Origin of the sequence: Phocaeicola salanitronis DSM 18170, assembly GCF_000190575.1 — a bacterium.
GTDB lineage: Bacteria > Bacteroidota > Bacteroidia > Bacteroidales > Bacteroidaceae > Phocaeicola > Phocaeicola salanitronis.
The window spans coordinates 885917-897962 of sequence record NC_015164.1 but is presented as its reverse complement, the minus strand read 5'-3'; the positions used below and the strand labels follow the sequence as shown (position 1 = coordinate 897962).

The following is a 12046-nucleotide window of genomic DNA, read 5'->3' as shown; positions in this document are numbered from 1 at the left end:
TGCCTGCTGAAACAACGATATGGGCTACATGTAAAACAAAATATTCCGTAGTGTATAAGAAAAAGTAAGCGTCCCTATGATACCCATCGATTTCGTAGGAATAAATTTGCTTGGGTATTTCAGGCTCTAAAACTGAAAAATGATGTTTTTGTTGCCGTGTGAAGTATAAAATATGTACGTTTATCATTTCTAATATGCATTTGTTCTTTTGTCAACCTATATGCATTTGTCCTTTTGCAAACTGGAGTTGCCGTTTCTTCTGAAAAGACGGCGATGTCTGGGGGGATTCCTCTTATTTATGCTGTAAAACCTAAAAAAAACGACAGATATGGACGTGTATCGGTTTTTTTTGCTACTTTTGCACAGTTTTGGGTTTCATGTGCGGATGTATTTCTGCAAGAAATCGTTTGAGGGTGCAAGAGCAGCAACCGGTTTTTAACTAAAGAAAGGAAAACAAAATTTAAAAGATAAAGCATGATACACAAAGTATTGATCGCTAACCGTGGTGAAATAGCTGTGCGTGTAATGCGTTCGTGCCGTGAAATGGGCATCCGTACCGTAGCAGTATTTTCTGAAGCCGACAGAACGGCCCGCCACGTATCATACGCGGATGAAGCTTGCTTGATTGGTCCTGCGGCTTCGCGTGAAAGTTATTTGAATATAGACAAGATTATCATGGCTGCCAAGCGCCATGGAGCCGATGCCATTCATCCGGGATATGGTTTCTTGTCGGAAAATTCAGAGTTTGCACGGCGCTGTCGTGAAGAGGGAATCACCTTCATCGGTCCGGATCCTGAGACGATGGATGCGATGGGCGATAAGATTTCGGCACGCAAGCACATGATTGCGGCAGGCGTTCCCGTTGTTCCGGGGACGGAACAACCTTTGCAAAGCGTGGAGGAAGCCAAGGAAATCTGTAACCGCATCGGTTATCCAGTGATGTTGAAAGCCTCGATGGGCGGAGGCGGAAAGGGCATGCGTCTGATTCACAGCGAAGACGAAGTAGAAGAAGCCTACAATACCGCCCGTTCCGAGTCGATGTCTTCTTTCGGTGATGATACGGTTTATTTGGAAAAGTTTGTAGAAGAACCTCATCATATCGAGTTCCAGATTTTGGGTGATAATTATGGCAACGCCGTTCATTTGTTCGAACGCGAATGCTCTATCCAGCGGCGCAACCAGAAGATTGTAGAGGAAACCCCTTCTCCTTTCGTTACTCCGGAGCTTCGCCAGAAGATGGGTGAGGCGGCTGTAGCGGCGGCTAAGGCAGTTCGTTACAAAGGCGCGGGCACGATTGAGTTCCTGGTTGACAAGCACCGCAATTTCTATTTTCTCGAAATGAACACCCGTCTTCAGGTGGAGCATCCGATTACAGAAGAAGTCGTAGGTGTGGACTTGGTAAAAGAACAGCTCCGCATCGCGAGCGGCGAACCGCTTCATTTCAGACAGGAAGAGCTGAAACAGCGCGGCCATGCCATCGAATGCCGGATCTGTGCCGAAGATACAGAGAATAATTTCATGCCTTCTCCGGGCATTATCCGTCAGCTGACCGAACCGAACGGCATCGGCGTGCGCATTGACAGTTACGTGTACGACGGATATGAAATCCCCATTTATTATGACCCGATGATCGGCAAGCTGATTGTATGGGCTACTACCCGCCAGTTTGCCATCGAGCGCATGCGCCGCGTGCTGTATGAATACCGTATTACGGGTCTGAAAACCAACATCGCTTATTTACGTCATATCATGAATGTCCCCGACTTTGTAGAAGGGCATTATGATACCTTGTTTATCCCGAAACATCAGGACATGCTGCGCCGTTGGGCTGGAAAGAAAGAAGAGGATACCGAGAATATCGCCCTGATAGCTGCCTATATCGATTATCTGATGAACCTGGAAGAAAACAAGTCGGGAGTGTCGGATAACCGCCTGATTAGCCGTTGGCGTGAATTCGGGCTGAAGAAAGGCGTATTGCGGATTTAAGCTTTTTAAGTTTTTAAGTTCTTGAGTTTTTAAGTTGAGGCTGAACCATGTACTTACAAACTCAAGAATTCACAAACTTAAGAACTTAAAAACTCAAGAACTCACAAACTCATGAACTTAAAAACTCAGAAAAGATATGGAAATACATATTGGAGACAGAGTGGCTGATGTTACATTGGTTAGCAAAGAAGGCAACAAGGTGCAGCTTACCATTGACGGCGTTCCTTACGATGTAGACATTGTGATGGCGGAGAACGGAAGTTGTTCCATCCTGCATAACGGAAAGTCGTACAATGCGGAACTGATTCGCAAGGAAGGCGGGAAAAGCTATACGGTCAATGCACACTATCAGTCGTATAATATCGACATTATCGATTCGCAGGCGAAGTATTTGCGGATGCGTAAGGGAGCTGACGAGAAACAGCAGGACAAGATTATCTCTCCGATGCCCGGAAAAGTAGTGAAAATACCGGTAAAGGCAGGCGACCGTCTGGAAGCAGGCGATATTGTAGCGGTTATCGAGGCTATGAAGATGCAGAGCAACTACAAGGTGAACAGCCCCTGCGTGGTGAAGGAAATTCTGGTGAACGAGGGAGATTCGGTAAATAGCAATCAGGTGATTATGACGCTTGATGTGATAGAGGACGAAGAAAACTAATATGAACATGACGACAGAAGAACAATATAAGAAATTTGAAGAGCTGGATAAGCTGGCTTCTCAAGGCGGAGGTATCGACCGCATTGAAAAACAACATGCTAATGGGCACATGACTGCCCGCGAACGCATTGACATGTTGCTTGATAAAGGGACATTTAACGAGCTGGATAAGCTGGTTATTCATCATTGTACCGATTTCGGAATGGATAAGAAACACATTCCGGGAGATGGCATCGTGTGCGGATATGGTAAGATTGACGGACGTCTGGTTTACGTTTATGCGTACGATTTTACGGTATTCGGAGGAACGCTGAGCACTACGGGTGCCAAGAAGATTGTAAAAGTGCAGGAGCTGGCGTTGAAGAACGGTGCGCCGGTCATTGCTTTGAACGATTCGGGAGGCGCGCGTATCCAGGAAGGGGTAGGCAGCATATCGGGTTATGCTTCTATCTTTTATCAGAATACCATCTCTTCGGGCGTGATTCCGCAAATCTCCGCTATTTTAGGTCCTTGTGCGGGTGGTGCCTGCTATTCTCCGGCATTGACCGACTTTATCTTTATGGTGAAAGAAAAGAGCCACATGTTCATTACGGGGCCGGATGTGGTAAAGGCTGTAACGCATGAGGAAGTGGACAAGGAAGAGTTGGGCGGTGCCTATACGCATAGCAGCAAGAGCGGTGTGACGCATTTCTTGTGCGACACGGAAGAAGAAACGTTGATGAGCATCCGCGAATTGCTGAGCTTCTTGCCTTCCAACAATATGGAAGACGCTCCGATGGTGCCTTGCACCGATGATATCCGCCGGACAGACGAGTCGCTGATGAGCGTGATTCCCGATGACCCGAACATGCCATACGATATCAAGAACATTATCGAACCGGTAGTGGATGACCACTATTTCTTTGAGGTTATGCCTCATTTTGCGAAGAATATCGTTATCGGTTTTGCCCGTTTGGGCGGACGTTCGGTCGGTATTGTGGCAAACCAGCCTGCTTATCTTGCCGGTGTGCTTGACATTGACGCTTCGGACAAGGCTTCGCGGTTTATCCGTTTTTGCGATTGCTTCAATATTCCTATTATTACATTCGAGGATGTTCCGGGCTTCCTTCCGGGTTGTGCGCAAGAGCATAACGGCATCATCCGCCACGGGGCGAAAATAGTTTATGCTTACGCCGAAGCTACCGTTCCTAAGATTACGGTGATTACGCGCAAGGCATACGGCGGCGCATACATCGTCATGAACAGCAAGCCGATTGGCGCGGATGTGAACTTCTCTTATCCGACAGCGGAAATCGCCGTGATGGGGGCAGACGGTGCGGTGAATATCCTGTACCGTAAGGCTACACCGGAAGAAAAAGTACAAGCCATTGAAGAGTATAAGGAGAAATTCTCGAATCCGTACCGTGCGGCGGAACAAGGTTACATCGACGAGATTATTTTGCCGAAGGATACACGCTATAAGTTGATTCAGGCGTTGGAGATGACTCAGAACAAGAGCCAAAGCAATCCGCCGAAAAAACACGGTAATATGCCGTTATAAAAATAGAAAGATTGGTTAGAATCGGTGAGAAAGTGTCATTCTGGATAAAAAACATTCAAGATGACACTTTTTTTTGTATATTTGACCCGTTTTTTAATGAATGAATGTATGAGAAGATTTTTGAGTGCTTTAATTTTAGGCGGGTGCCTGTTGTTTGGGAATGCCTCTTCCATGCAGGCTCAAGAGCCTGATGCGGCGGGATATATAGTGAAAGTAGGAGAGACGGCTCCCGATTTTGAAATGACGTTGACCACCGGAGAGAAAATCCGGTTGTCTTCCTTGCGCGGCAAAGTGGTTATGCTTCAGTTTACCGCAAGCTGGTGTGGGGTATGCCGTAAGGAAATGCCTTTCATCGAGCGGGATATCTGGCAGAAGCATAAGGACAATGCTTCGTTTGCCTTATTGGGCATTGACCGGGATGAACCGTTGGAAAAAGTCAATGCGTTTATCAAGCAGACAAAGGTTACCTATCCCATGGGGCTTGATCCGGGTGCGGATATTTTTGCTAAATATGCCGAGCGCCAGGCGGGAATTACCCGTAATGTACTGATTGATAAAGATGGCAAGATTGTGCTGATGACACGGTTGTATAACGAGGACGAGTTCGCTTCATTGTGTAAGAAAATAGACGAATTGCTGAAATGAGCCGGATGCGATTAATCGGAATGGTGTTGTGTTGTCTTTTGGTAGTTCCGGTATTTGCGGCAAAAGATAAAAAGACGCGTAAAGAACCTTTGTTCGGGAAAGCGGAGGCTTCTTATCAGGTAACTTCGGATGCATTGAAAGGAGCCACATTCTATTTGGTTAGCGGGCATGGAGGTCCTGACCCCGGATGTATCGGGAAGTATCGGGGAAAAGAGCTGCACGAGGATGAATACGCTTACGACATTGTCTTGCGTTTAGGCAGGGAATTGCTGAAACGGGGCGCAAAAGTGCATTTTATCATTCAGGATGCAAAAGACGGCATCCGGAATACGGCTATTCTGAAGAACAGCAAACGGGAAACATGTATGGGCAAGGCGATTCCCTTGGGACAGATAGAGCGCCTGCAACAGCGCTGCGACGCGATTAACAAGCTTTACCGGAAAGAAAAGGGAAGTTACAAGCGGGCTGTCTTTATCCATATAGACAGCCGGAGCAAAGGGAAGCAGACCGATGTCTATTTCTATCATGCTCCCGGAAGCAAGTATGGTGAACGTCTGGCGTCACAACTGCAAAAGACATTCCGTGCCAAGTATGACCGCCATCAGCCTAACCGGGGATTTAGGGGAACGGTGAGCGAACGTAATCTGTATGTCTTGCGTAATTCTACCCCTTATGCCGTGTTTTTGGAATTGGGAAATATCCAGAATGCGCGCGACCAGCAGCGTCTGGTTATTCCGGATAACCGGCAGGCGTTGGCAAATTGGATAACAGAGGCTATTGTGAAAGATTACAAAAAGAAATAACGAATATGAGGAAAAGTATGGCATTGTGCCTGATGACTATGGCTCTTACAGTGCAGGCACAACAAGGAGGGATTACTCCGGATGTATTGAAAGAAATAAAAAGCAGTTATAAACATACGGCTTCGGATAAGGCAATCTATAATGCGATGGCAGGAACGAGTATTGCGGTTCTGGCAAAGAATCATGAACGTTTGGCTAACTTTGACACGCATTTCTCTGACCGTGTCGTTTCCCATGGCATTACCGACCAACAACAGTCCGGGCGCTGCTGGCTGTTTACAGGCCTGAATGTGCTTCGTGCGCAGATGATGGCGAAGTACGGCTTGGATGAAATGGAGTTTTCCGAGAATTATTGTTTCTTTTATGACCAGTTGGAGAAAGCGAACCTGTTCCTGCAGGGCATCATTGATACACGCGAGAAGCCGATGGAAGATAAGATGGTAGAGTGGCTCTTTAAGCATCCTATCAGTGACGGCGGCCAGTTTACGGGCATTTCCGACATTATCGGGAAGTATGGGGTTGTGCCTGCTTCTGTAATGCCCGAAACATACAGCAGCGAAAATACGGGGCAGATTGCCAACTTGGTAGGGCTGAAGCTGAAAGAGTTTGGCTTGCAGTTGCGTCAGGCCGCATCGGAAGGTGCGGGCGAGGCTGCATTGGCAAAGCAGAAGACGGAGATGCTGGGCACAATTTACCGCATGTTGGCACTGGCTTTTGGCGAGCCGGTGGAGCATTTTGAATGGACCATGAAAGGAGAGACCAAAGAATATACTCCTCAATCATTTTATCAGACTTTTTTAGGTAATGATTTGACGGGCAATTATGTGATGCTGATGAATGACCCCAGCCGTGAATTCTACCAATGTTATGAAATCGATTATGACCGGCATACGTACGACGGACGGAACTGGACGTATGTGAATTTGCCGATAGAAGATATCAAGGAAATGGCAATCAAGTCTATCAAGGACAGCACGATGATGTATTTCTCTTGTGATGTGGGCAAGTTTCTCGATAGCAAACAGGGGACGCTCGATTTGAATAATTACGATTACGCTTCTTTGCTGGGTACTACATTCAATATGGATAAAAAGCAGCGTATCCAGACTTTTGCCAGTGGGTCGAGCCATGCCATGACCTTGATGGCTGTAGATTTGGATGCCAATGGCAAGCCGAAGAAATGGATGGTGGAAAACAGTTGGGGTGCTGAAGCCGGCTATCAGGGACATCTTATCATGACCGATGAATGGTTTGACGAATACATGTTCCGTCTGGTTGTCGAAAAGAAATATGTACCGGCAGCAGTCTTGGATATCTTGAAACAGAAGCCTGTCCGGCTTCCGGCATGGGATCCGATGTTTGCGGATGAAGAATAAATAACAAGCGGGCATTCGTTGTTATTCGAGAGATTTTCTGTAATTTTGTCGCCAAATAACTAAATCGTGGAGAGTGGGATGAAGACAGCTTTATTGGGTAAGACATTGGACGAGTTGAATGATGCCGTTAAAGAATTAGGCATGCCTGCGTTTTCTGCCAGGCAGATTGCTCAATGGCTCTATGGAAAGAAGGTCAGTTCGATAGACGAAATGACCAATCTGTCTCTTCGGAACCGGGAGCTGCTGAAAGAACATTATGAAGTCGGGGCTGCTCTTCCGGTACATGCGATGCGCTCGGCAGACGGGACCGTAAAGTATCTTTTCCGTACTCCGGAAGGCAACTTTGTGGAGTCTGTTTATATCCCTGACGGAGAGCGTGCGACACTGTGCGTTTCTTCACAGGTCGGGTGTAAAATGAATTGTAAGTTCTGTATGACGGGGAAGCAAGGATATGCAGGTAGCTTGACCGTCACGCAGATACTGAATCAGATTTATTCAATCCCCGAACGCGACTCCCTGACCAATGTCGTATTCATGGGCATGGGTGAACCGTTTGATAATTTGGATGCTGTATTGCGTGCCTTGGAAATATTGACTTCTGATTACGGATATGCCTGGAGCCCTAAGCGGATAACGGTGTCTACCGTAGGCTTACGCCGTGGATTGGAGCGCTTTTTAGCGGAAAGCGATTGTCATTTGGCGGTTAGCCTGCATTCGCCGTTCCCTTCCCAACGGGCTGAATTGATGCCTGCAGAACGGGCTTTCCCGATAACAGAAATCGTAAATGTGCTGCGTAACTATGATTTTAGCAAGCAGCGCCGCTTGTCGTTTGAGTATATCCTGTTTGGGGGAGTGAACGACAGTTTGGTTTATGCCAAAGAATTGGTGAAGTTGTTGCGTGGCTTGGATTGCCGTATCAATCTGATTCGTTTTCATGCCATTCCGGGTGTGGACTTGCAGGGTGCGGATATGGAAACCATGACGGCTTTCCGTGACTATCTGACGAAGCATGGCATATTCGCTACCATCCGTGCTTCACGTGGAGAAGATATATTTGCGGCTTGCGGCATGCTTTCGACGGCTGAACAGCAGGCGGAAAAAGAAAGGAACTTAGTAAAACAATAAAGATATGAAGCGTTTGGCTCTTTATTTGATAGGTATGGTGACGCTTGCGGTAAGCATGGCGTCATGTAAAGGTGACGGGAAGAGTTTGATTACTCCTGCTTCGAGCGGACGGCCTTATGAGATATTGGTGGTCGCTGACGATAATTGCTGGAAGGCTCCGGACAGTGCTTTGTATCATGTGCTGGATTCTGATGTGCCGGGACTTCCCCAGTCGGAACGTTCTTTCCGGATTTCCCGTGTGCCTCATGCTTATTATGACCGCTCGATGCGTTTGTTCCGTAACATTATTCTGACAGACATAAATCCCGAACTTTATACGCAGACAAAGTTTAAATATGCCCGTGACGTTTATTCGTCTCCCCAGATGATTCTGATTATTCAGGCTCCTTCCCAGCGTGAATTCGCTGATTACGTGAGCCGGCACGGCAATGTAATCGTTGACTTCTTTACGCGTGCGGAGATGAATCGCGAAATCAAGGAATTGAAGCAGAAGCATAATCGTGTAATCTCGGCGAAAGCAGGCAGTATATTTGACTGTGACATCTGGATGCCGTTGGAATTGGAATCGTATAAAGAAGGAAAAGACTTCTTATGGGCTTCTTCTAATTTGAACGACTTGAATTTTGTCATGTATTCGTATCCGTTCCGCGACCATGATACATTTACGAAAGCTTATTTTATTCATAAGCGTGATTCGGTCATGAAAATAAATTTGCCGGGCGCACGTGAAGGGATGTATATGGAAACTGCGGATTCGATGTTTGTAGAGACGCGCAGTATATCAGTCGGCGGCGATTATGCATTCGAAGCACGTGGATTATGGGAAATGAAGAACGATGCCATGGGAGGGCCTTTTGTCTCTCATGTGCGTGTTGACCGTGCTCATGCCCGTGTAGTGGTGGTAGAGGGATTTGTGTACAATCCCGGCGGGCTGAAGCGGGATAAAATGCGTAAATTAAATGCCGCTTTGTATACTTTGCAGCTTCCCTCGGTAAAGGACGTTTCTGAAATCCCTGTGGATTCAACTGTTGCGGAAGAAAAGATGGAGCGTAAAGCAGAATAACGAAATAAGATATAAAATGGAAGAACGTAAAATAAAAGTGGGGATTACCCATGGAGACATTAACGGAGTGGGTTATGAGGTGATTTTAAAGACTTTTTCTGACCCGTTGATGTTGGAATTGTGCACTCCGATCGTGTATGGTTCGCCGAAAGTAGCGGCTTATCATCGCAAGGCTATGGATATATCAACCAATTTCAGCATTGTCAATTCAGCTTCCGAAGCGCAAGAAGGACGGTTGAGCATCGTTAATTGTACTGAGGATGAACTGAAGGTGGAATTGTCCAAGCCAACTGCTGAAGGCGGCCGGGCTGCTTTGGATGCGTTGGAAAAAGCATTGGGAGAATATCGTGAAGACCTTTTCGATGTGTTGGTGACGGCACCGCTCAATAGGAATGTTATCCAATCGGAGGTTAAGTCTTTCCCTGGTCATGCCGAATACATTGAAAAGCAGGTCGGAAGAAACCGGAAAGCGTTGACGATGTTTGTGAAAGGAGATTTTAGGGTTGCTTTGCTTACCGGAAACATTCCGGTAAAAGATGTATCCGGCAGTTTGAGCAAAGAACTGATTATAGAGAAACTTGAAATCTTTAACCGTTCATTAAAGCAGGATTTTGGTATAGACAGTCCGCGTATTGCGGTTTTTGCGCTTAATCCGCATGCTGGCGACAACGGCTTGACCGGGGATGAAGAAAAGGAAATCATCATTCCTGCTATGGAAGCGATGGGGCAGCGGGGAGTATTCTGTTACGGCCCTTATCCGGCTGACGAACTGATGGGGTCGGGCAATTATCGGCATTTTGACGGTATATTGGCTATGTATCACGACCAAGGCGTGCTGCCTTTCAGTACTTTGGCAATGGATGAAGGTGTTAATTTTACTGCAGGATTGCCTATCGTGCATACATCTCCGGCGCATGGTACGGCTTATGATATTGCCGGAAAGGGAATTGCTTCGGAAGAATCGTTCCGTCAGGCTGTGTATATGGCGATAGATGTATTTCGCCGCCGCCGCTTGGAAGAAGAAATTAGCGCGCGTCCCTTGCGTAAGCAATATTATGAGAAGCGGGATGATAGTGATAAATTGAAATTGGATACGGTAGAAGAAGATTGATATGAAGTTCGCGATAATATCAGCGGGAGAAGGCTCCCGCCTTTCGCAAGAGGGCGTCTGTTTGCCTAAACCGTTGGTGCAATTGAATGGTACAGCAATGATTGACCGTTTAATCCGTATTTTTACGGCAAACGGGGCAGAAGAGATTGTGGTGATAATCAATAATGAAGTGCCGCTCACAAAGGCGCATTTGGAAGAGTTGGCGCAGGCATCCGAAGTGCCTTTGCGGGTGATAGTGAAGACTACGCCCAGTTCGATGCATAGTTTTTATGAGCTTAGCCCTTATCTGAAAGGAGAGCGTTTTTGCCTTACTACGGTAGATACGGTTTTTCATGAAGATGAGTTTGCCCGTTTTATCGAGGCGTTCAAGGTGTCGGATACAGACGGTATGATGGCGGTGACTGACTATATAGACGATGAGAAGCCTTTGTACATTGGGACGGATGACAACCTGAACATAACGGGCTTTTATGATGCGGCAAGAACTGATACGAAATACATATCAGGGGGCATTTATTGCCTGGCTCCCCGGGCGATTGATACGTTGGAATCTTGCATCCGTCAGGGTATATCGCGTATGCGCAATTTTCAGCGCCAGCTGGTAAGTGACGGCTTGCAGCTGAAAGCTTATCCGTTTTCGAAGATTCTGGACGTAGACCATGCGGATGATATCCGGAAGGCGGAGGATTTTTTGAATGATAAAAAATAATATGAATGTCTGCAAACAGCCATGTAGGGGGTGAGTTCACTTTGTCCGGATGCATTTGTGTGATACAAAAGGCTGGCAAACCCTGCCTCTGCGGGCAATCTGGCAAAATGTCGGATATTCATTAAACATAAGCAAATAAACAAGAAGTTAAGAAAAGACCATGCAACAAAATGGAGAAAAGATTCGGGTAGTAGGCGTGAGCCGCGGAAACGAGTTTTCCCCGAATCATATAGGGAACGATGCTGCCATTTTCAACGGTGCGGCAAACGAATTGGCTAAGAGAGGATGTGAAGTGACAGTTTTCCCTGAAAAAGAGTTTGTAGCTGAGTGTATTCAGGCAGATTTTATTTTTGATATGGCTCGTGACAGTGCGACGGTTTCCCGCTTGAAAGAACTGGAAGATGCGGGAGCCTTGGTGATAAATTCAGGCTATGGCATTGATAATTGCGCACGTCAGCCGATGACCGAACTTTTAATAGCGAACGGTATCCCTCATCCGGATACTTGCATCATTCCGACGGAAGGCGGTTCGTTGCCAGAGGTGTTTCCTTATTGGATTAAACGAGGCGATTCGCATGCGATGGTAAAAGAGGATGTGGTGTACGTAGAATGCAAGCGGGAAGCAGACATGGTGATGGCAGATTTCCGCAGGAGAGGCATCTCTACGGCAGTAATCAATGCGCATTTGGTCGGTGACTTGGTGAAGTTCTACGGCGTGCAAGGTACAGATTTCTTTTATTCTTTTTATCCTACCGAGCAATCGCATAGCAAATACGGTCTGGAAGCGATTAACGGGAAGGCAAGAGGTTTTCCGTTCGACCGCAATAAGCTGAGGGATTATGCCAATCAGGCGGCAGAAGTGCTTAAGGTTCCCATTTACGGAGGCGATTGCGTTGTGTCTTCTACGGGAGAAATCCGCATTATTGATTTCAATGACTGGCCGAGTTTCGCTCCTTGCCGTGAGGAGGCGGCTCCCTACATTGCCGAGTGTATTTACAACCGTATCTTGTCCAAACTGAATAACCGATAA

The 12046-nt window shown here is 46.8% G+C and carries 11 protein-coding genes; all 11 read left to right on the top strand.

The annotated features are described in order from the left end of the window. Window positions 1-474 precede the first annotated feature (474 nt). The 11 genes from accC to BACSA_RS04055 all read left to right on the top strand — a co-directional run bounded on the left by accC (window position 475) and on the right by BACSA_RS04055 (window position 12046). Window positions 475-1986 carry an acetyl-CoA carboxylase biotin carboxylase subunit gene (gene accC / locus BACSA_RS04105; protein ID WP_013616856.1) on the top strand — a complete coding sequence of 504 codons (1512 nt, stop codon included), beginning with the start codon at window positions 475-477 and terminating at the stop codon, window positions 1984-1986. 136 nt (window positions 1987-2122) lie between these two features. Continuing rightward, a complete protein-coding gene (locus BACSA_RS04100) occupies window positions 2123-2644 on the top strand; it encodes a biotin/lipoyl-containing protein (RefSeq protein WP_013616855.1) in 522 nt (173 codons plus the stop codon). Between the two features lie 7 nt (window positions 2645-2651). After that, window positions 2652-4184 carry an acyl-CoA carboxylase subunit beta gene (locus tag BACSA_RS04095; RefSeq protein ID WP_013616854.1) on the top strand — a complete coding sequence of 511 codons (1533 nt, stop codon included), beginning with the start codon at window positions 2652-2654 and terminating at the stop codon, window positions 4182-4184. A gap of 171 nt (window positions 4185-4355) precedes the next feature. Beyond that, window positions 4356-4829, top strand: coding sequence for a TlpA family protein disulfide reductase (locus BACSA_RS04090; RefSeq protein WP_245546621.1), 474 nt, complete (start codon window positions 4356-4358; stop codon window positions 4827-4829). 20 nt (window positions 4830-4849) lie between these two features. Beyond that, complete coding sequence (locus BACSA_RS04085) at window positions 4850-5632, top strand: N-acetylmuramoyl-L-alanine amidase family protein (protein WP_394358879.1); 783 nt, start codon at window positions 4850-4852, stop codon at window positions 5630-5632. A 5-nt stretch (window positions 5633-5637) separates the two neighbouring features. After that, the gene (locus BACSA_RS04080) at window positions 5638-7008 is read left to right on the top strand and encodes a C1 family peptidase (RefSeq protein WP_013616851.1); all 1371 of its coding nucleotides are present in this window, start codon (window positions 5638-5640) and stop codon (window positions 7006-7008) included. Window positions 7009-7086: 78 nt separating this feature from the next. Then, window positions 7087-8133 carry a 23S rRNA (adenine(2503)-C(2))-methyltransferase RlmN gene (gene rlmN / locus BACSA_RS04075; protein WP_013616850.1) on the top strand — a complete coding sequence of 349 codons (1047 nt, stop codon included), beginning with the start codon at window positions 7087-7089 and terminating at the stop codon, window positions 8131-8133. 4 nt (window positions 8134-8137) lie between these two features. Then, complete coding sequence (locus tag BACSA_RS04070) at window positions 8138-9196, top strand: DUF4837 family protein (RefSeq protein WP_013616849.1); 1059 nt, start codon at window positions 8138-8140, stop codon at window positions 9194-9196. A gap of 16 nt (window positions 9197-9212) precedes the next feature. Next, window positions 9213-10307 (top strand): 4-hydroxythreonine-4-phosphate dehydrogenase PdxA, encoded by a 1095-nt coding sequence (pdxA, locus tag BACSA_RS04065; RefSeq protein WP_013616848.1) that lies wholly within the window; start codon window positions 9213-9215, stop codon window positions 10305-10307. Window position 10308: 1 nt separating this feature from the next. After that, window positions 10309-11016, top strand: coding sequence for a nucleotidyltransferase family protein (locus BACSA_RS04060; RefSeq protein WP_013616847.1), 708 nt, complete (start codon window positions 10309-10311; stop codon window positions 11014-11016). Window positions 11017-11176: 160 nt separating this feature from the next. Beyond that, window positions 11177-12046: an ATP-grasp domain-containing protein gene (locus tag BACSA_RS04055; RefSeq protein WP_013616846.1), complete on the top strand. Its 870-nt coding sequence runs from the start codon at window positions 11177-11179 to the stop codon at window positions 12044-12046.